Annotated in this window: 19 protein-coding genes and 1 tRNA gene; 13 read left to right on the forward strand and 7 right to left on the reverse strand. The window is 74.2% G+C overall.

The features are described 5' to 3' along the window. Nucleotides 1-51: 51 nt before the first annotated feature. Nucleotides 52-483, forward strand: a complete 432-nt coding sequence (locus tag JK356_RS09590) for an NUDIX domain-containing protein (protein WP_201867194.1) — start codon at nt 52-54, stop codon at nt 481-483. 716 nt (nt 484-1,199) lie between these two features. On the opposite strand, the gene JK356_RS09595 is transcribed toward JK356_RS09590, so the two are convergent. Together JK356_RS09595 and JK356_RS09600 are read right to left on the reverse strand one after the other, a co-directional pair. Next, nucleotides 1,200-1,284, reverse strand: a tRNA-Leu gene (locus JK356_RS09595). A gap of 53 nt (nt 1,285-1,337) precedes the next feature. Further along, a complete protein-coding gene (locus JK356_RS09600; protein WP_201867195.1) occupies nt 1,338-2,417 on the reverse strand; it encodes a substrate-binding domain-containing protein in 1,080 nt (359 codons plus the stop codon). A 140-nt stretch (nt 2,418-2,557) separates the two neighbouring features. On the opposite strand from JK356_RS09600, the gene JK356_RS09605 reads away from it, so the two are divergent. The 5 genes from JK356_RS09605 to JK356_RS09625 all read left to right on the forward strand — a co-directional run bounded on the left by JK356_RS09605 (nt 2,558) and on the right by JK356_RS09625 (nt 8,816). Next, nucleotides 2,558-3,889 (forward strand): ABC transporter substrate-binding protein, encoded by a 1,332-nt coding sequence (locus JK356_RS09605; protein ID WP_201867196.1) that lies wholly within the window; start codon nt 2,558-2,560, stop codon nt 3,887-3,889. Between the two features lie 5 nt (nt 3,890-3,894). Next, a complete protein-coding gene (locus JK356_RS09610) occupies nt 3,895-4,824 on the forward strand; it encodes a carbohydrate ABC transporter permease (protein WP_201867403.1) in 930 nt (309 codons plus the stop codon). Then, nucleotides 4,821-5,702: a carbohydrate ABC transporter permease gene (locus tag JK356_RS09615; RefSeq protein WP_201867197.1), complete on the forward strand. Its 882-nt coding sequence runs from the start codon at nt 4,821-4,823 to the stop codon at nt 5,700-5,702. The genes JK356_RS09610 and JK356_RS09615 overlap by 4 nt, the downstream gene beginning before the upstream one ends. Nucleotides 5,703-5,734: 32 nt before the next feature. Then, a complete protein-coding gene (locus tag JK356_RS09620) occupies nt 5,735-6,718 on the forward strand; it encodes a hydroxyacid dehydrogenase (RefSeq protein ID WP_201867198.1) in 984 nt (327 codons plus the stop codon). A gap of 73 nt (nt 6,719-6,791) precedes the next feature. Beyond that, nucleotides 6,792-8,816 carry a DUF2264 domain-containing protein gene (locus tag JK356_RS09625; protein ID WP_201867199.1) on the forward strand — a complete coding sequence of 675 codons (2,025 nt, stop codon included), beginning with the start codon at nt 6,792-6,794 and terminating at the stop codon, nt 8,814-8,816. Nucleotides 8,817-8,837: 21 nt separating this feature from the next. Here JK356_RS09625 and JK356_RS09630 read toward each other — a convergent pair whose 3' ends face one another. From JK356_RS09630 to JK356_RS09645, 4 genes are all read right to left on the reverse strand, one after another. Beyond that, the gene (locus JK356_RS09630; RefSeq protein ID WP_307815503.1) at nt 8,838-9,605 is read right to left on the reverse strand and encodes an alpha/beta fold hydrolase; all 768 of its coding nucleotides are present in this window, start codon (nt 9,603-9,605) and stop codon (nt 8,838-8,840) included. A gap of 148 nt (nt 9,606-9,753) precedes the next feature. Beyond that, nucleotides 9,754-11,634, reverse strand: a complete 1,881-nt coding sequence (locus JK356_RS09635) for an ATP-binding cassette domain-containing protein (protein ID WP_201867201.1) — start codon at nt 11,632-11,634, stop codon at nt 9,754-9,756. A 108-nt stretch (nt 11,635-11,742) separates the two neighbouring features. Further along, entirely contained in the window at nt 11,743-12,447 is a 705-nt protein-coding gene (locus tag JK356_RS09640; protein WP_201867202.1) for a lasso peptide biosynthesis B2 protein, read from the reverse strand. Nucleotides 12,448-12,467: 20 nt separating this feature from the next. After that, a complete protein-coding gene (locus tag JK356_RS09645) occupies nt 12,468-12,914 on the reverse strand; it encodes an asparagine synthase-related protein (RefSeq protein WP_201867203.1) in 447 nt (148 codons plus the stop codon). A 423-nt stretch (nt 12,915-13,337) separates the two neighbouring features. On the opposite strand from JK356_RS09645, the gene JK356_RS09650 reads away from it, so the two are divergent. The 6 genes from JK356_RS09650 to JK356_RS09675 all read left to right on the forward strand — a co-directional run bounded on the left by JK356_RS09650 (nt 13,338) and on the right by JK356_RS09675 (nt 17,984). Then, entirely contained in the window at nt 13,338-13,919 is a 582-nt protein-coding gene (locus tag JK356_RS09650) for a hypothetical protein (protein WP_201867204.1), read from the forward strand. Between the two features lie 751 nt (nt 13,920-14,670). Then, entirely contained in the window at nt 14,671-15,942 is a 1,272-nt protein-coding gene (locus tag JK356_RS09655; protein ID WP_201867205.1) for an FAD-binding protein, read from the forward strand. Nucleotides 15,943-16,084: 142 nt separating this feature from the next. Then, nucleotides 16,085-16,327: a DUF2630 family protein gene (locus JK356_RS09660; RefSeq protein WP_201867206.1), complete on the forward strand. Its 243-nt coding sequence runs from the start codon at nt 16,085-16,087 to the stop codon at nt 16,325-16,327. A 451-nt stretch (nt 16,328-16,778) separates the two neighbouring features. After that, nucleotides 16,779-17,375, forward strand: a complete 597-nt coding sequence (locus tag JK356_RS09665; RefSeq protein WP_201867207.1) for a hypothetical protein — start codon at nt 16,779-16,781, stop codon at nt 17,373-17,375. 86 nt (nt 17,376-17,461) lie between these two features. Further along, nucleotides 17,462-17,653, forward strand: coding sequence for a hypothetical protein (locus JK356_RS09670; RefSeq protein WP_201867208.1), 192 nt, complete (start codon nt 17,462-17,464; stop codon nt 17,651-17,653). 142 nt (nt 17,654-17,795) lie between these two features. Next, on the forward strand, nt 17,796-17,984 hold the full coding sequence (locus tag JK356_RS09675; RefSeq protein ID WP_201867209.1) for a hypothetical protein: 189 nt from the start codon (nt 17,796-17,798) through the stop codon (nt 17,982-17,984). Nucleotides 17,985-18,027: 43 nt separating this feature from the next. On the opposite strand, the gene JK356_RS09680 is transcribed toward JK356_RS09675, so the two are convergent. Beyond that, nucleotides 18,028-18,900 carry a UbiA family prenyltransferase gene (locus JK356_RS09680; protein ID WP_374100634.1) on the reverse strand — a complete coding sequence of 291 codons (873 nt, stop codon included), beginning with the start codon at nt 18,898-18,900 and terminating at the stop codon, nt 18,028-18,030. Nucleotides 18,901-19,089: 189 nt separating this feature from the next. On the opposite strand from JK356_RS09680, the gene JK356_RS09685 reads away from it, so the two are divergent. After that, nucleotides 19,090-19,920: a hypothetical protein gene (locus JK356_RS09685; protein ID WP_201867211.1), complete on the forward strand. Its 831-nt coding sequence runs from the start codon at nt 19,090-19,092 to the stop codon at nt 19,918-19,920. The last annotated feature ends 49 nt before the right edge of the window (nt 19,921-19,969 follow it).

Consider the following 19,969-nt stretch of genomic DNA (forward strand, 5'->3'; position numbering starts at 1 on the left):
CTGCCGCTCAGCTGCTAGGCTGCCGCCCCATTCACCACGCCGGAGGGACCCATGCAGCCCCACACCATCATCGACGCATTGATCATTCTGGAGCGCGACAGGCACATTCTGCTCGCTGAACGCTCCGGTACCGGCTACGCAGACGGACTCCTCAACCTTCCCAGTGGAAAGGTTGACCCAGGGGAAAGCGTCCTTGACGCTGCCGTGCGCGAAGCACGGGAGGAAGTCGGTGTGACTATCCGGCCCGACGCCTTGCGGCCCGTGCATGTCTCGCACTACCGCAACCGCGAAGGTCAACCACGGATCGGGTGGTTCTTCGCCACCAGGGTGTGGGCAGGGACGCCGATCAATGCCGAGCCGCACAAGTGCGCAGGAATCGCATGGCACCCCGCTGACCATCTCCCGGGGAACACCGAGCCGTACAACGCGCTCGGAATTGCTCACTACCTGAAGGGCGAACCCTTCTCCGTGCATGGCTGGTGACTTTCGCACCCTATCGGGACAAACATACTTATGACATGCAACGCATGGCCCCGGTTGTTGGCCGTTGACGTCGAAGGCAACGGGGCGATCCCTCCCGACCTGGCAGAGGTCACGGTCCTCCCCCCCATCCGAGACGGAAGCCTCGACGCCGGGGCAGCCGGCACCTGGCTCGTCCGACCGCCCATCCCGGTGACCTCCTTCGCCACCCGAGTCCACAAGCTCACCAAAGCCGGCCTCGCCGACTGCCCGGCCTGTCCAAGGTCGCCGATGACGTAAGAACGCCCCTGGGCGATGCATGGATCTGCGCACACAACGCCGCGGTCGAGGTCCGGTACTCCGCAGGCGCCTCCCCACTGCTCCACGCCCGCCGCGAAGACCTCGGCGGCGGCACCGTCTACGTCACCCGCGAAACCTGCTGCCGGTGCCTGCCACGGCTCGAAGCAGCCGGAGTGACCCGCGTCGTGTGGCGCGACGGAGCGGAAGTCTGGTCCGAGACGCTGAGAGGAGCCAGCCCTGCCCACGATGCTCACCCTTGATGAGGTTGCCGCCGGGCCGACTCAGCGAAGAAGCTGGCCACCGTGAGCGCCGCCCGCATCGGGGCTGGCCACGGTCGCCTGATCCAGCAAGATCATCCGTTGGCCACGCGGTTGGCCATGTAAGGGCCTCTTAGAACCCTCACCGAGAGAGAAACCGCGGGCCAGACACGGTCTTTCGAGTGTCCGGAGGGGGACTTGAACCCCCACGCCCTTAAACGGGCACTAGCACCTCAAGCTAGCGCGTCTGCCATTCCGCCACCCGGACAGCGGTATGACCCCACCATACCAAGCCTGCGGGCAGGCCGGCCGCCCCGGTGGTCAGAGAGAGGGCCGGGAGGCGCCGCAGGAGTCGCGCACCGCGAGGGTCGGCCAGATCTGGACGCGGTGGACGGGGTGGACCGAGGTGGTGGCGGCCCGGGTGAGGGCCAGGTCGGCGGCGACCGTGCCGAGGCGGTGCTTGTCGGGGCGCACGGCGGTCAGCGGCGGGTCGGAGGCGGCGGCGACCTCGTCGTCGTAGGAGACGACGGCCAGTTCGCCGGGCACGGCGATGCCGCGGTCCAGGGCGCGCTCGACCATGCCGATCGCCTCGCGGTCGGAGTGGACCAGCAGCGCCGCCGTGCCCTGGTCCTGGCAGCGGTCGAGGACGTCGTCGTAGGCGGCGGCCCAGCCGGGGGAACCGTAGGAGGGGACCTCGTGATCGAGGGCCGCCATGCCCTCCGGGGGCACCAGGCCCAGCTCGGCCGTGGTCTCGCGCCAGCCCGCGCGCAGGGCGCGGGTGGTGGGGCTGGAGCGGGTGGTGACCAGCGCGATGGAGCGGTGCCCCAGCGTGACGAGGTGGCGCACGGCCAGGCCGGCGCCCAGGCTGTGCGCGGTGGTGACGGCGTCCAGGGCGAGCGTGGGCAGCTCGGGCGGCGGCAGGCGCTCGACGAGCACGACGGGGACGGGCAGGCCGCCCAGCCACCGCAGCAGGTCGGCTCCGGCGGACCCGGCGACCGTGGGCGCGGCGAGCACGGTCCGCACGCCGCGCTCCAGCAGCTTGGTGATCTGGCGGCGGTCCTCGGCGGGGTCGTAGCTGGAGGCGCGCAGCACCAGGCGGCCCCCGGCGGCGGCGACGGCGGCCTGGGCGCCCTGGACGACGTGCGGCCAGTAGTACTCGACCGAGGGGACGACCATGCCGACGAGCGTGCCGCCGGGGACGGGAGCGCGCTGGTCGGCGGTGTAGGGCAGCGTGATCCCGCCGTGCACCCGCACCACGAGGCCGCGGTCGGCGAGGGCGGTGACGTCGCGGCGCACGGTCACGGCCGAGACGCCGAGCCGCTCGACCAGATCGGCCAGCCGCACGGTGCCGTGCCGTCGCACCTCGGCCAGGATGATCTCGTGCCGTCGCGAGGCGAGCATGGTCGGTCACCCTCCGCTCGTATCGTTTCCGATCGATTCTGATCGATGCGCTTCGGACTGATTGACCACGCACTCTCGCACAGGTTGGAGTTGCCTGCACCACCCGTACCGGGACGAGAAGAGAGGGGAGGCAGGCAGCCATGGCACGTCGTACCGGCGTTTCGCGCCGGACGTTCCTGCGCGCCTCGGCGGGGGCGGCGGCCCTCGCGGCGGGCGGCACAGGGCTCGCGGGCTGTTCGTCGCAGGCCGCGTCCGGGGCCACGACCGTTCGGATCTGGTCGTGGATGACCGGTATGGATCAGTACGTCGCCGCGTTCAACGCCGCGCAGCGCGACATCCACGTCGAGCTGAGCGTCATCGCGGCGGGTCTGTCGGGCGGCTACGCCCAGCAGACCAACGCCATCAAGGCGCACAACGCGCCCGACATCCTGCACGTCGAGTACCAGGGCCTGGTGCAGATCATGGTCAGCGGCGGCCTGCGCGAACTCACCGCGGACATGGCCGACCTGGCCAGCGGCTACTCCGAGGCGGCCTGGCGCGGGGTCCGGCCGGACGGCCGGACGTGGGCGGTGCCGATGGACCTGGCGCCGATGGCGTTCTACTACCGCAAGGATCTCTTCGACGAGCACGGCATTCCGGTGCCGCAGACCTGGGACGAGTTCCGCGACGCCGCGCAGGCGGTGCGCGAGGCCGACCCGGACGCGCGCATCACGACGTTCCCGCTCAACGACGGGTCGTTCTTTGCCGGGATGTGCTGGCAGACCGGCCAGCAGTGGTGGCGCATCGAGGACGAGACGTGGGTCGTGGACATCGCCAGCGAGGGCACGCTGCGGACCGCCGAGTTCTGGCAGGAGATGATCTCCTCCGGCCTCGTGCGTTCCATGCCCACCGGCACCCAGGAGTGGATCGGCGCGGTGCACCAGGGCCGGCTGTGGGGGCTGCTGGGCGCGTCGTGGAGCGTGGGGACGCTGAACAAGTCCATCCCCGACGACACCGGACGGTGGGCGGTCACGACGATGCCGACGTGGGGCGGTGAGCCCGCCAACGGCATCCAGGGCGGCACGGCCTTCGGCATCTCGGCCGAGTCGGGGGTGGCCGAGGAGGCGCTGACGTTCCTGCGCTGGCTGAGCACCGATCCCGAAGTGCCGCGCGTGGGTTCGACGTTCACCTCGCCGTTCCCCGCCTACCTGCCGAGCCGCGAGGTGGCCCGGGAGGCGTTCACCAGCGACTACTTCGTCGGCGAGCCGGTCTACGACGTGCTGGACGAGGCGGCTGAGCGGGTGCCGGAGTGGACCTGGGGGCCGAACGCGCTCGGGATGTTCTCCGTCACCGCCGACGAGCTGGGCCGGGTGGCCGCCGGCAGCGGTTCGATCCCGGCGGCCGTGCGGCGGGTGCACGACGCCGCGGTGTCCGACATGCGGGAACGCGGCCTCGCGGTGCGCGATGCCGCCACGGAAGGGAGGACCGCGTGACCGTGGTGTCCCCGGCGCGCGCCGGGACTGACGAGACGGGCGGCAGCCCCGAGCCGCCGCGGCGGCGGAGCGGGCGGCGCCCCGCGCTCGCCGCCGCGCTGCTGGCCGGGCCGTTCGCGCTGCTGCTGACGGGCACCGTGCTGGTGCCGGTCGGCTACGCGCTCTACCTGAGCCTGTTCACCGAGCGGCTGTCGGGGCTCGGCTTCGACGGGCCGCGCGAGGTGTTCGTGTGGTTCGGCAACTACGCCGACGTGCTGGGCGACGCGGCCTTCCGGGAGAGCGTGGCCAACGTCGCCCGGTACGCGCTGGTGCACGTGCCGGTGATGCTGGGCGCGGCGCTGGTGCTGGCGCTGCTGCTCGACAGCGCGGTGGTGCGGCTGCGGCAGGTGTGGTCGCTCGCGGTGTTCCTGCCGTACGCGGTGCCCGGCGTCATCGCAGGCCTGATCTGGGCCTACCTGTACAGCCCGGACATCGGGCCGGTCACCGGCCTGCTGTGGTTCGACCCGTTCAGCAGCGGCGGCGTGCTGTTCTCGCTGGTGAACATGGGCACCTGGCAGTGGGTCGGCTACAACATGATCATCTTCTACACGGCGCTGCGGACGGTGCCGCGCGAGCTGGTCGAGGCGGCGCGCGTGGACGGCGCGGGCCCGGTGCGCACCGCGCTGTCCGTGAAGGTGCCGGTGATCCGGCCCAGCGTGTTCGTGGCGCTGGTGTTCACCGTCATCGGCTCGCTCCAGCTGTTCACCGAGCCGCTGGTGCTGGGCAACTTCACCAGCTCGGTCACCACGACCTGGACGCCCAGCCTGTACGTCTACCAGTCGGCGTTCATCAGCAACGACTACGGCCGCGCCGCCGCCGCATCCATCCTGCTGGCGCTGGCCTCGGCCCTGCTGTCCGCGCTGGTGATGCGCCTGTCCGCCCGGAGGTCACGATGAGCACGGCACGCACCGCCCCGGCCCGAGGGCGGCCCGCCTCCGCCTCGCGCTGGACGTCGCGGGGGGCTGTCCACCTGTTGCTGGTGCTGGCGGCGCTGTACAGCGTGCTGCCGCTGGTGTGGCTGGTCACATCCGCCACGAAGTCCATGGGCGACTTCTCCACCACCAGCGCCTTCGAGCTGGGCGACTGGAATCTCTTCGCCAACATCGGCGACCTGTTCGCCGAGGAGGACGGCGTCTTCCTGGCATGGGTGCGCAACTCCCTGCTGTACGCGGGCGTCGGCGCCGTGCTCGGGGCGCTGGTCTGCGCCGCCTGCGGCTACGCCATCGCCAAGCTCGACTTCCCGGGCCGGCGGCTGCTGTTCGCCGTGACGCTGACCGGCGTGCTCGTGCCGACCACGGCGCTGGCGCTGCCGCTGTACCTGCTGGCGACGGACCTGCGGCTGGTGGACACCTTCTGGGCGGTCTTCCTGCCGCTGCTGACCAACCCGTTCGGCGTGTACCTGGCCCGCGCCTACGCCGAGGCGGCCGTGCCGGACGAGGTGCTGGAGGCCGCGCGGATGGACGGCGCGGGCGAGCTGCGGACGTTCTTCACCGTGGCACTGCCGATGATGGTGCCGGGCGTGGTCACCGTCCTGCTGTTCCAGTTCGTCGGCATCTGGAACAACTTCTTCCTGCCGCTGGTGATGCTCACCGATCCGGACCTGTTCCCCGTCACCCTCGGCCTGTTCCAGTGGAGCACCCGCGTGAGCCAGTTCCCCCAGTACAACCCGCTCGTCATCACCGGTTCGCTGCTCGCGGTGGTGCCGCTGATCGCCGCGTTCGTCGTGCTCCAGCGGCAGTGGCGGTCCGGCCTGGCCGCCGGGAGCGTGAAGTGACGGGCGGGCGGCGGCCGCGCACGCTGCTGGCGATGGACGAGCCCACGCTGCGCACGCAGTTCGGCGAGGCGGAGCTGGCCCGGCTGCGGGCGGCCGCCACGCTCGGCGAGCCGCTGGCCGTGCACGAGCTGCACTCCCCCGCCGCGCGGCGGGCGCTGGCCGGGGCGGAGGTGCTGCTGACCTCCTGGGGCTGCCCGGCGCTCGACGAAGAGGTGCTCGGCCGCGCCCCGCGGCTGCGGGCGGTGCTGCACGCGGCGGGATCGGTGCGCGCGCACGTCTCACCGGCGGTGTTCGACCGCGGGATCCTCGTGACGACGGCGGCGGAGGCCAACGCGGTGCCCGTCGCGCAGTACACGCTCGCGGCGGTGCTGTGGGCGTTCAAGAAGGTGCCGTTCCTCGCCGCCGACGCCCGGCGCCACCGCGAGGACTGGTCCTACCGGGAGCGGCGCGGCGAACTGTCCGCCGTGGACCGGACGGTGGTGCTCGTCGGCTTCTCCCGGATCGGCCGGCGCGTGACGCGGCTGCTGGTCGACGGCGGCCTGGCGCGCGTGCTCGTCGTCGACCCGGTGGCCGACCCGGCGGCGGTCCGGGCGGCCGGCGCCGAGCCGGTGGCGCTGGCCGAGGCGCTGCCGCAGGCCGACGTGCTCAGCCTGCACGCCCCGGCCCTGCCGGAGACCCGGCACCTGATCGGCGCGGCCGAGCTGGCGGCGCTGCCGCCCGGCGCCGTGCTGATCAACACCGCGCGCGGCGCGCTGGTGGACACCGCCGCGCTCGAAGCGGCGTGCCAGGACGGGCGGCTGCACGCCATCCTCGACGTCACGGATCCCGAGCCGCTGCCCGCCGGGTCCCCGCTGTACGACCTGCCGAACGTGGTGATCACGCCGCACATCGCCGGGTCGCTCGGCTCGGAGACGCGCCGCATGGCGGCGGCCGCGCTGACCGAACTGGAGCGCTACGCGGCCGGGCTGCCGCCGCTGGACCCGGTTCCCAGGGAGGCTATGGCGGTATGGGCGTGACAAACCGCGCGCCCACGGCCGCAGCAGACCGCGGCAAGGACAGCGACCACGGCAACACGAGGACGGAGACGGCATGACAGACGGCACGGACCCGGCGCCTGAGGACCGGACGCTTTCGCCGTACACCGGCTGGACGCGGGCGCACTGGACCGCGCTGGCCGACCGGATGCTGGCCGCGCTGGAGCCCTACCGCTCCCCCGGCGGCGCGCGCGTGGTGCTGCCGGGGCCCGCCAGCCGGTCGGGGCCGGACTCGGACGCGCTGGAGGGCTACGCCCGGTCGTTCCTGCTGGCGGGCTTCCGGATCACCGGCGAACGCGGCGAGGGCGCGGTCGCGACCCGCCTGCTGGAGACGTACGCGGCTGGGCTGGCGGCGGGCACCGACCCGGGCTCGCCCGAGTACTGGCCGCGCCCCGACGTGCTCGGCCAGGCCAAGGTCGAGGCCGCCTCGGTCGCGCTGGTGCTCCAGATGACGCGGCCCTGGCTGTGGGACCGGCTGGACGAGGGCGTGCGCGAGCGGACCGTGGCCTGGCTGGCGACCGTGATCGGGCAGGAGTACCCGCCGATCAACTGGGTGTGGTTCCGTATCGTCGTCGAGTCGTTCCTGCGCGAGGCGGGCGGCCCGTGGTCGGCCGCGGACATCGAGGAGGACCTGGCGGTCCACGCCTCGCTGCGGCGCGCGGACGGCTGGCTGACGGACGGCGACGGCCTGCGCGCCTACGACCACTACACGGGCTGGGCGCTGCACCTGTACCCGCTGCTGTGGGCGGATCTGTTCGACGTCACCGGATCGCTGATCAGCCCGGAGCTGCGCGCGACGTGGGCCGCGGACCTGCGCCGCTACCTGGCCGACGCGGTGTGCCTGGTCGGCGCGGACGGCTCACCGCTGCTCCAGGGCCGCAGCCTGGTGTACCGCTTCGCCGCCGCGGCCCCGCTGTGGACCGCCGCCTACACCGGCGCCGGCGGGCCCGCGCCGGGGCTGGTGCGCCGGGCGGCCAGCGGCATGCTGCGGCACTTCGCGGACCGCGGCGCGCCGGACGGCGACGGCCTGCTGACGCTGGGCTGGCACCGGGCGTGGCCCGCGATGCGGCAGTCGTACTCGGGCCCCGCGTCGCCGTACTGGGCCGCCAAGGGCATGCTCGGTCTGGCCCTGCCCGCCGGCCACCCGGTGTGGACCGCCACGGAGGAGCCGCTGCCGGTGGAGACCGGCGACGTGGCGCGCGTGATCGCGGCGCCCGGCTGGCTGGTGGGCGCCCGGCGGGACGAGGGCGTGGCGGTGGTGCTCAATCACGGCACCGACCACGCCGCGCCCAGCTCCGAGGAGACCGACGCGCCGCTGTACGCGCGGCTCGGCTACTCGACGGCGACGCTGCCGCCGCAGACCGGCCCGACGGTCGCCGATCCGCTCGACAACGCGGTGGTCGTCCTCGACACGGCGGGACGGGCCACGCACCGCGCCGGGTTCACGCCGCTGTACGCCCGCGAACTCGACGGCGGGGTGCTGGCGGCCGCTTCGTCGGGGCCGGTGCGCTGGGTGGACACCAGCGGCGAGGAGGACGTGCCCGACCACGGCTCGGGCAGGCCGGGGCGCAGCACCCCCGGGCCGGTGCTCACGGTCGCGTCGCTGCTGCGCGGCACCACGGAGGTCCGGCTGGCGCGCGTGGACCACCCGGGCTCCGTGCCGCCCGCCTGGCGGGAGGTGCGGCTGGGCGGCTGGCCGGTCTCCTCCGACGAGCCGCCGCGCACCGGCCCCGGGGCGCGGGCCGCCACCGCCGGCGGGCTGGTCTCGCGGGTGGTGGCGCTGCTCGGCTTCCCCGACTCGGGCGTGGCAGTGGAACGGGACACCAGCCCGCTGGGCACCCACACCGCCGTGCCGTGGCTGGCGACCGGCGGCACCGTGCCGCTCGGCGAGGTGCTGGCGGCGGTGGTGTCGCTGCGCCGCGGCGCAGCGGCAGCGGGGGCCGGGGACGCCGGCGCCGCCGGGGAGGAGCTGCCCGAGATCACGGCCGTGACGGGCGACGCGGGCGGCCACCAGGTCACGGTGCGCTGGCCCGACGGGCTGGTCTCGGTGGCCGGGCTGCCCGCCGCCGGGTCCCGGTAGGGCCGGGGGTGTGGCAGGGCGTCAGGCCGGGGGGCGGGCCAGCAGCGGCCCGGTGAGGTCCGCCACGACCCGCTCCTGGTGGTCGGCCAGGTAGAAGTGCCCGCCGGGATAGACGCGCAGGCCGAACGGGCCGCTGGTCATCTCGCGCCACTGCGCCACCTCCTCCGGCGCCGCCTTCGGGTCGCGGTCACCGGTGAGCGCGAGCACGGGGCAGCGCAGCTGGTGCCCGGGGCGGTGCCGGTAGGTCTCGGCGGCCCGGTAGTCGGCGCGGACGGCGGGCAGCACCAGGCTCCGCAGGTCCGGGTCGGCCAGCACCTGCGCCTGGGTGCCGTCGAGGGCGAGGAGTTCGGCGACGATCCCGTCATCGTCCCGCTTGTGCACGTCCTCCGACTGCGTCACGGTGGGCGCCCGGCGCCCGGAGACCGCCAGCACGGCGGGCACGGTGCCGGCGTCCGCCTCCAGCCGCCGGGCCAGTTCGTAGGCGACGAGCGAGCCCATGCTGTGGCCGAAGAGGGCGACCGGCCGGTCGGTGAACGGCAGCAGCGCCGCGTAGACGGCGTCGGCCAGGTCCTGCACGACGTCGATGGGCTCCTCGGCGCGGCGGTCCTGGCGCCCGGGGTACTGGACCGCGAGCAGCTCCGCGCCGGGGGGCATCAGGCGGGACATGGCGTGGAAGTAGCTGGCGGAGCCGCCCGCGTGCGGCAGGCAGACCAGGCGGAGGCGGCAGTCGGGGCGGGGGTGGAACCGGCGGATCCAGCGGTCGCCCGGTTCGGCGGCGTGCGCGGTCACGTGTGTCCGTCCTGTCGTGCGGTCCCGTGTGACGTCCGGTCGTTCCGGCGGGGCTTGCAGCCGGATACCTGCCTCAGCGGGCGCCCCGCCATGCACGCGCTGGGGGCCGGGCGGCAGGGTGGATCCGCTCGCGACGTCCGCATCGGTTTCACTCCGTGCGCGCCGAGGCAGCGACGGTGGCGTCATCCTGTCCCTCTTGAAGGGCCAGCAGCTCAGCGAAGACCGAGGGCTTCGCTGTGAGCTGCGCGTAGGAACCGGTCTCGGCCACGCGGCCGTGGTCGAGCACGATGATGCGATCGGCGTGGCGGGTGCTGGCTAGCCGGTGGGTGACGAGGAACGTGATCCGGTTGGCCGCCAGAACCCGTAGGGAGGCAAACAGGGCGGCTTCGGCGCGGGCGTCGAGGGCGGAGGTGGGCTCGTCCATGACGAGGACCTGGGTGTCGCGGTGGAAGGCCCGTGCCAGGGCGATGCGCTGCCACTGGCCGCCGGAGAGGTCGTGTCCGCCCCACCAGGACCGCGCCAGGGAGGTGTCGAGGCCATGGGGAAGGGCGGCGAGCACGGTGTCCGCGCGGGCCGCCGTGGCGGCGGTGTGTACCGCCGCGTCGCCCTCCGGACGCGGGGCACCAAGGTTGATGTTCTCCCGGGCGGTGAGCGGCCAGCGGGTGTAGTCCTGGGGCACGAGCGCGACGTGGCGCCACACGGTTGCCGGGTCGGCGTCGGCCAGGTCCGTGTCGTCCCAGCGGACGGTGCCGGTACCAGGGAGGAACAGGCCGGTGATGAGCCGGGTGAGGGTGGTCTTGCCGGAGCCGTTCTCGCCGACGAGCGCGATGACTTCGCCGGGTTCGGCCGTCAGGGACACGTCTGCTACGGCTGGCGTGGTGGTACCGGGGTAGGTGTAGGTGACGTGGTCCAGCTCGATCCGTTTCGGGCCCTGGTCACGGATGGCGATGGTGCCCCGGCGGGTGGCGTGCCGGCTGGCCAGGGCGATGAAGTGGCACCAGTCGTCCAGGTACAGGCTGGTGCGGAACAGCCGGGCGGCGGTGCGCATGGCAGCTGTGAGCGTGGCGTTGGCCAGGCGCAGGGCGACTACCGCTGAGCCGGCCGCCGCCAGGCCGAGGCGGCCGGTCACGGCGAGAGCGGCGAGTGTGGCCCAGGCAGCGAGCTGCGCTCCGGCCGCCGCGAGGTCTCCGGCGGCACGGACCCGTTCGCTCTGGCGGACGGCGGCCAGGGCCTCGTTCTCCAGGCGCAGCGAGATGTCCCGGTAGCGGCTGGTGAGGAAGTCCGCCATGAGGTTGGTGCGCACCTCGGCGCCGGTGTTGCGGTCGGTGATGTAGCCGCGCAGGGTGCCGCGCAGTCGCCGGTCGGACAGGGTGCGGTGGGTGGCGGCGTGCTCGGTGCGGGCCGCGCCTACCGCGGCGACGGCACGCGGGAGCGCGGCGGCCACCAGTAGCGGGATGAGCACCGGGTGCAGCGCGGTCAGAATTGTGGCCGCCGCGGCGATCTGCGCGAGCGCGGCCAGGGTCGCCTGGGCGTCCTCGACGAGTTCGGTCATGGCCTGGGCGCCGTCGCCAGCGGCTTCCAGAGCGTCGTCGACGCCGGGGTTCTCGTAGGCGGCCAGTTCCATGCTGGTCGCGGCAGCGAGCACGGCGAGGTCGGCCTCGCGCACGCATACGGGGGCGACGCGGGCGGCGGCGAGCCGGGCGGCCGCGTCCGCCGCGTACCGCACCAGCAGCACGACGACGATGGCGGCCAGCGCCGGTGCGGCGGCGCGGGCGCGCTCACTGGCGGGGCCGTCTTGCAGAAGGTGTCCGAGGGCGCCGGAGACGGCCAGCAGCCCGATGGCCGCTGCCACGGCGGCCAGGGCCTGGCCGCCGAGAACGACGAGGACGGCGCGCCGGTCGGCTCGCCAGGCGAGAGCCGCGGCGCGGCCGAGTGTGGCTGGCAAGCGGGCGGCTACCGCGGTCGTCGTCATCTGCACGACCTGCTGATGGTGCGCGTCGGCGGCCAGGCGGGGCGTGGGTGTGGTCATGCACCCCATCAGCGCGAGAACCGGGAGGAGGCGGCAACGCAATTTGGCGCACGGCAGGGTGTAGGCGCTGGTCACCAGCCAGCAGCGTCAACACCGCCGCCCTGATGTTCACTCGTTTGCGTGATTGTCCGGAAGGGGCGGGACGGCGTGGACCGGGGCCCAGGGCCTGTCGGGGGCATAAGCGCCGACCGCGCTCCCGGCCGGGGTAGTCACCCAGGCGTGGGCCTCGTTCGGCAACGGCCTGGCGCCGAGCACCAGGTGGACACGGCGGCCCGTCAGCGCCGCCGCGACCGTCGTGGCCGTGGCGACTTCCAGGCAGGCCAAGCGGCCAGGCCACCACACGGGACGGGCAGCCAGGACGGCGGCGTGCAGCGTCGCGGCCTGCCGTGCCGTCGCCGGCGGCAGATGCCGCACCGCGGCAAGCAGGGCCAGCAGCCGGCACAGGGGCAGTACCTTCACCACGGCAACGGCCACCGCCAGCCCGACCGCGGCCACCAGGCGGTGACGCCACCGCACCCGTCCAGCCAGCGGAGGCGGCCCGGCCACCGTTGCAGCTTCCGTGAGCGGCTTCGTGCCGGGCGGTGCGGGCAGCAGCCCGGCGGCGGCCAGCCCCTCCGCAGCGTCGGCCAGCGCGGTACGGACGCGGACCTCATCCTGGCCCTGAGCGGTAAGGGCCTTTGCCAGCGGGACGGTACTGCCGTGGCACAGCACCGTGTCCAGCACATGGACGGCGTCCGGGCTAAGCCACAGCCATCGGTCGCGGACGACATCCAGCGCGGCGATCGTGCCGTCCGCAAGGCGGACGGCGGTCATCAGCGGGTGCGAGTGCAAGGTCAGGCCGCCTCCGCCGGGCAGCTGGCAGCCCACAACCCGATAGCCAGCAGGTGATGGACGTCCGCCAGCTGGCCACCCGCGCTGCCATCGGCCGCCGCGTCCAGCGTCGCGCGGGCAGCGCCGGGATCGATCAGCCCGGCCCGCACGAGCGGATGCGAGGCGAGCAAGCGGTGCAGCGCGGCGCGATGCCGACGCAAGCCCGTGATCAGCATCGGGCCGAAACTCCCCTTCGACGTCCGGGAGGTCAGCCAGCGCGGCAGCGCAGGGAGCGCTACCGGCAGCAAAGCTTTCGGCCGCCCCTCTACACGGTGGTGCCGGGCGGGAATAGCGAAGGCAGCGCGGACCACCGTGTTGTCCAGGAACGGATGCGTGGGGTTGACGCCGAGCGCGGTGCAGAGCGGGTGGTGGTCGCGGCACTCGGCGGCCGTGACGCGCAGCGCCGTCACGTCGTCCCATGCACCTGGGAGTTCCCCGGGTGGAGCTGCGTCAGCTGCCTGGCGCAGCCGGGCAGCGACCACCGCCCGGCCAGTGGGGGTCAGCCAGGTCGACGCCGCGCTGAGTGGCACCCACGACCACCCGGTCGGGGCCGCAGGCGTCCTGCCCGCAAGCACCAGGTCGGCAGCGGCGTGAAGAGCTTCAGGGTAGGTAAGGGAGGCCTGTGCGCAGGCGTGCCGCCAGTGAGGGCGGACGGCGGCATTGCGGCGCCGGGCCGTCGCCGTGACGCCTCGGCGGGCGGCGCGGCGCTGCCACGGGCGACGAGGTCAGGCCACACCGCGCTGGAGGCATCCAGAACGACGTCTCCACCGTGCCCGGTCAGATGGAGACGCCGCCCGGCCACCGGTGCCAGGTACGCGGCGTCCAGCGCGGCGGTGGCCGAAGCCAGCACCGGCGCCTCCGTCGCCCTCGCTGAGGAAGCCCTCCGGCACGCCAGGCGTTTCGACTCCCCCCGGCTGGAGGCCGTCCTCCATGCGCGCCGCGCCCGCGCCTACGCCAAGGCCGGCGACCGCCGCGCCACCGCCCGTGCCCAAAACGCTGCGTTCGCCGCTTACGACCGCGCCCGCGACCACGATGTGGCTGAAGAACCTGACGCGGTGTACTGGGTGAACCTCGGCGAGCTGGAGAGCTGGGCAGCCACCAACGCCATCAATCTCGGCGACCCCCGAACCGCGCTGACGCATTTTGAGGCCATCCCCGCCGCACACCAGGCCGAGGGCTACGAACACGACGCCTATCCCCGTGCCGCGGCCCTGCGCCTAGCGCGCACCGCCGAGGCCCACCTCGCCCTCGGCGACCTCGACGCCGCCGTACACGCCGCCCACCGCGCCGTCAGCCAGCTCGGCGGCGTGGCCTCCGCACGCGGCAGTTCTACCCTGGCCAACCTACGCGGTCAGCTCGCCATCCACCAAGACACCGCCGTCGTCCGGGACTTTCTCCAGCGCACCAGCGCGTGACCCTAGGGATGGGCTTCCATGCCAGCGCCGGGAGACGCCGGGCCGGGCGGGGGACCGGCCCGGCCCACATTTCCCCCGATGTCGTTCGTTGCACGCGTCGAAGGGACTAGCTCCGGGCGTGATGCGGTCAGCAGTGCGGCTCTGCCTTTGCGGCGGTGCAAGCCAGGCATCATCGCGCTGACGGCGGCGCCGCGCCATCAGGGTCTGGCGCGGTTGCAGGGAATGCCAGGGCTGACGCCTGTTGGCGGTTGGAGACCACAGGCCACCGACCACCCGCCGCCGGACGGCCATTCGAGGCGTGCGTAGGCGTGCGTGCACACCGCCCGCAGCCTGGACAACCTGCGAGTCACCGCCTACTACCAGGCCACCCTCGTCAACGCCGCTGCGCTCGATGGCGACCGCGCCGCCGCGACGCAGGCTTGGCGGCCTTTGCCACCGCCGTCGAACGCGCCCTCGCCGCACCCGGCGCCTCATGGGCACCTCGCTATTAGCCCCGGCGGGTGGGCCCGTGAGTCCGGTAATGATCCTCGCAAGCCCATTGAGATCGACGCCGCCGAGGACCATCTGCTTCCAAAGCTATGGACATCCACGGGCTGGACCGGCCGCCCGTACGCCGGAGCGATATTGGCTGCGCGGCGCCCCCGGCGGAGCCTGCACGGCCGCGTAAGCGGAGGGAAACGCCTGGTCACGAGCGGTTCGACGGGCCGGACGGCCCTTTCTCGGCGGCCGGGGCTGTATTACGGTCGGGCCCATGCTGAACAGCGGTACCCCCGCACGCAACTGGGCGGGAAACGTCACCTTCGGCGCCAAGCGCGTCCACCGTCCCGCCTCCGTGGAGGAGCTGCGGCGCCTCGTGGCCGAGGCGTCCGGCCCGGTCCGGGCCCTGGGCACCGGGCACTCGTTCAACCTGATCGCGGACACCACCGGCGACCTGGTGCGCACCGACGGCCTGCCCCGGCGGGCCGAGATCGACGCGGCGCGCCGCCGCGTGACCGTCGCGGGCGGGATGCGGTACGCGGAGGTCGCGGCCGCACTGCACGCGGAGGGCTTCGCGCTGGCCAACATGGCCTCGCTGCCGCACATCACGGTGGCCGGTTCCGTCGCGACCGGCACGCACGGCTCGGGCGACCGGCAGCCGGGCCTGGCGTCGGCGGTGTCGGCCGTGGAGATCGTCGGCGCGGGCGGGGAGCTGCTGCGGCTGGACCGCCAGGCCGACCCGGACCGGTTCCCGGGCGCAGTCGTCAGCCTGGGCGCGCTGGGCATCGTCACCGCGCTCACCCTCGACATCGAGCCCGCCTACGAGGTGGCGCAGTGGGTGTACCTCGGGGTGCCGCTGGAGGCGGTGAGGGAGTCGTTCCCGGCGGTGTCGGGCGCGGCCTACAGCGTCAGCACGTTCACCAGGTGGGAGGACGGCACGGCCACCGTCGTGCTGAAGCGGCGCACCGACCGGGACGGCGCGGACCACCCGGGCGAGGGCTGGCTCGGCGGGCGGCTGGCCAGCGAGCCGTGGCACCCCATCGCCGGGATGCCGGCCACGTACTGCACCCAGCAGCTCGGCGTGCCGGGGCCGTGGCACGAGCGGCTGCCGCACTTCAGGTCCGAGTTCACGCCCAGCCACGGCGAGGAGTTGCAGTCCGAGCTCTTCGTGCCGCGGGAGGCGGCGCCCGAGGCGGTGGCGGCCCTGCGGGAGCTGGCGCCGGCGTTCGCCGGGGTGCTCCAGGTCACGGAGATACGCACGATCGCGGCGGAGGAGCAGTGGCTGAGCCCCGCGTACGGCCGGGACTCGGCGGCCTTCCACTTCACCTGGGTCAAGGACACGGCGGCGGTGCTGCCGGTGCTCGCGGAGGTCGAGGCGCGGCTGCTGCCGCTGGGGGCCCGGCCGCACTGGGGCAAGCTGACCACGGCCGCGCCCGCTGACATCGCGGCGCGCTACCCGCGCCTGGCGGATTTCCGCCGGCTGACCGGGGAGCTCGACCCGGAGGGCACGTTCCGCAACGCCTACGTGGCGGCCCTGCTGGGCTGACCGCCCCGGTGGGCCGTTGCGGCGGTGACGGGGCCGTGCGCGCGCCGCGGCCACGGCCCCGGCTGCCGGGGGGGATCTGCCGGGGGTGCGCCGGGCCGTGCAGCGGATGCGGCCCGGCGAGCCGCTGCCTAGCCTGGGGACCATGGACGACAAGGACATCCTCGCCCGCGTCGGCGGCCTGGTGGCCGAGGAGCGCGTGCTGCGGGACCGTGCCACGGGGCAGGGCCTGTCGGCCGAGGAACGGAGCCGGCTGGACGGCCTGGAGGTGCAGCTCGACCAGTGCTGGGACCTGCTGCGGCAGCGGCGGGCACGCAGCGAGTACGGCGGCGATCCGGACGAGGCGGCGCTGCGTTCGCCGCGCGAGGTCGAGGGCTACGAGAGCTGAGCCGCCGCCGGGAGCGGGCCGTTCTTCCCCTCCCTCTCCCCTCCCCTTTCCTGCCCTGCGGTCGCCGTCGAGCCCTGCTCCGGAATGGCCGTAAGATGCCGCATTCAGGCCGACTTTGATCGGCCCTTTTTCACTTCTGACACCTTTCGCCGCTGTGCTGACGCTCAGAGCTTGATTGCGTCTGGTGACCCTGGCACAGCGGAGGGTGGGCGTGTACCGTCCCGGCTACGAAGGAGCCCGGCCCACGGTTGGCGCCCGAGCCGGGCTCTCTTCTGAGCGATGTCCATACGAAACAGGAAGGATTTGGGATGCCTCCTGATCGCATAACGCCACGGCGGCTGCTCATGGCGGAGCGGCCGCAGCGACGTGCTGCCCGCAGTATTCCGCATGGGGCGGCCGGTGAAACCACCGCGTCCTATGCCAGTGACTTACTGCGGGGTGAGCGGCGGTGATGACCTGCAAGAACCCCCGGTGCGGGGCGCAGTTCGAGCCCAACCGCACGGGCCGCCCCCGGGAGTACTGCACCAAGCGCTGCCGCGACGCGGCGTACCGCGCCGGGCCGGCGCCCACGCCCCGGGACGAGTGGTACGCGGACTGCGCCGGGCGCCTCGCCGAGGACGCGGCGCGGCGGCTGACCGAGGTGTCCCGGCACGCGCGGGCCGACGACCTGTGCTGCGCCGACACCCCGCTGACGTCGCTCAGGCTGGTCCGGGACCTGCTCCGTGAGCTGACGGACCTCCAGGCGGTGCTGGTGCGCCAGGCCAGGGACCGGCGGGCGACGCAGCGGCGGATCGCGGAGGCCATGGGCGTGACCACCGGCGAGCTGGCGCGGCACTGGTCCGCCGAGGCCGTGGAGCGCCGCCTGGGCCGGCGGCTGCACCGCATCGCGCCGTTGGGCCCCGGCTCCCGGCCGCGCGTGCGGGAGGCCGGGGACGGCGGGCCCGCCGCGTACCGCTGCCTGGGGTGCCCGCGCCGTCCCGGCGACCCAGCGGGCGGGCACAACCGGCCCAGCGTCCCGCCGCCACCTCTGGTGGCGGCCCCCGGATGAGCCGCCGATGCCCCCGGGACGGCCGTGGACCGGCCCGGGAAGCCGGAGCAACCGGAGGACGACCCGAGCGGAGGGGAGACACCGTCATGCCGCTGACCGCCGCCCCCACGGCGCCGGGAACCCGGGACGCCGCCGCCGCCAACGAGGCGATCCGCCGCTACGTGCTCGACCACGGCGACCGCCCGTGGAACGCGGCGGAACGCGCCGAACTGGACCGGCTGCGCCGCGCCTGGCTGGCCGCCGTGCGCGGCAAGTCCCGTACCGCTGGCCGGTCCTGACGTCATGTAACCCTACGCGCCGTGTTCCCGCGGTTCCGCTGGGCCGCGGGGACGCGGCCGGCGGCACGGAACGAGCGCGCGCTCCGCGCTCACGCGCCGCGCGCCCTTACGCGCGGGCGCCCACCGCACTAGCGTGGGGCGCATGCGCACGATTGTTGAGGCCATCGGCTGCCGGTGCGCCACGGGCACGCTGGCCCGCGAGGTCCATCTCACCAACGACGGTTACCTGATGGACAATCCGCAGTGGGAATGCTCCTCCTGCGGCCGGACCGTGCCGGAGGACAATCCCGAACGCGTCGCCCCGTGGCCGGAGAACGCCACGCGGCGCTGAACGCCGCCCGGCTGGGCGCCGGGCCGGGCACCGGTCCCGCCGGTCAGCCGAGCGAGGTGCCCCGGCCCAGCAGCAGCATCACATCGGCGCCCGCCACGACGACCGCGGCGGCGAAGGGCGCCCCGTCGTGCCGGCGCCCGGCCACCACGCCCGCGAAGGACACCGGCACCGCGAGCGCCAGCGCGGCCAGGGCGCCCGGGCCGGGCCGCCCCAGCGCCAGCACGGCCGTGGCCGCGACCAGCGGCGCGGGCAGCAGCAGCCGTGCCGCCGCCGGGCCGAGCCGCTGCGGCCAGCCCCGCACACCGGTGGCCAGGTCGGCGGGGATGTCAGGCAGCACGTTGCCCAGGTGCGCGGCCACGCCCAGCAGCGCCGCCGCGGTGACCGCCCACCACCCCGGCCACGCACCCGCCGGCGCGGCCAGCGCGGCGAACGCCGGCAGCACCCCGAAGCCCGCCGCGTACGGCAGCCACGACAGCGCGGTGGCCTTCACCCCCAGGTTGTAGGCCCACCCGGCAGCGACGCCGAGGAGATGGATGAGCCCGGCCCGCACCCCGCAGGCCAGGGACAGCGGCACGCACAGGCACAGCGCCACGGCTGCGGCAAGGCCCACGCCCCGGGCGCTCACCGCCCCGGCCGCCACGGGCTTGCCGCGCCGCCCGGCGGCGCGGTCGCGCCGCGCGTCCACGGCGTCGTTGCCCCAGCCGACCGACAGCTGGCCGGCCAGCACTGCCGCGGCAACCCGCACCGTTCCGGGCCCGTCTGCCCCCGCCGCCACGGCCAGACCGCCGGACAGCAGCGTGACGATGGCGACGGGCCCGGGATGACACGCGAGCAGCAGGCTGACCGCTCCCCGCGCCGCATTGGCCACGGGCCGCCCGGACCGCCGCCAGGCCGCCGGTTGCTGAAGGGAATCCACTGTGCTGAGCGTAGGGCGCTTCGCGTGTCTTTCCCGGAACATCCCGGCCGCCGTCCCCGCGTCGTGCCACGCAGCGGCGTGCGGTTGATGAGGCCGTCACCGGATCGTCTGGAAAACGCTGCTTTACCGCGCGCGGTCACGGAAAGAGATGCCACCGCTACACGGCGACGGCAGCCAAGGGGGCGATTCGTGGCGAGGCGGGACTTCCAGCAGCAGATCGACCAGCTCGAACGCGCAGTGAACGGGCTGCGCTCGGCTTTAGACAGCAAGATCGACGCGGTGCGCAGCGAACTCACCGATCTCATCCTGAGGGGGTTCGCGGATCTCCGGCAGGAGCACCGGCAGCAGCGAAACGAGCTGTCGGAGGCGACCAGGGGCGGCCTCGCGGAACTGCGCGTACTGCTGAACGAGATGAACGGCCTCCTGGCACGCGAACGCACGAACGCCAGCGAGGTGCTGCGGGAGATCGCGGTGCTCCGCCAGGAGGCCGCCGAGGCCCGCGCCGACGCCCTCACGGCCGGACGCCAGGAGGCCGGTGCCGGCGGGACTCCGCCGCCCGGCCAAGAGCCGGCGGCGACGTCCGGCCCGGGCGACCACGACGATCTGCTGGAACTCGCCGCCGGCGTCGCCTACGCGGAGATCGCCTGCCATCGCGACACGTGGGCATTTCTCGTCGAACAGACCGCGCGGGACGAGCACTTCCGGCTGCCGGGAGACGTCAGGGAGAAACCGGACGGCACCCTCGAGGCAGACCTGTCCGGCCGCAGTCTCATCGCCGTCATCGGCGCGCTGTGGCGGACGCGGACCGCGCCGGCCACACCGGCCGGGACGCGGGCCCTGGCCGCCGAGGTGTACCAGCGCGTCAGCGAGGCGCTCCAGGAGATGTCGCCCGCCACGGACGATCCCCCGGGGCCCGTGACGCGGATCGTCATCGACAACCGCCCCCGCGGCGGTGCGGCCGGCCGGCCCGCCGGCCAGGACGGCGGCGCCGCGACGGAGCCGGCGGACAGCGGGGAGTGATCCCGCGGCCCGGGTGCCCCGCCGCGCTCGGCGGGGCACCCGGCGGACG

Source organism: Streptomyces sp. 7-21, from assembly GCF_016741785.1.
GTDB lineage: Bacteria > Actinomycetota > Actinomycetes > Streptomycetales > Streptomycetaceae > Streptomyces.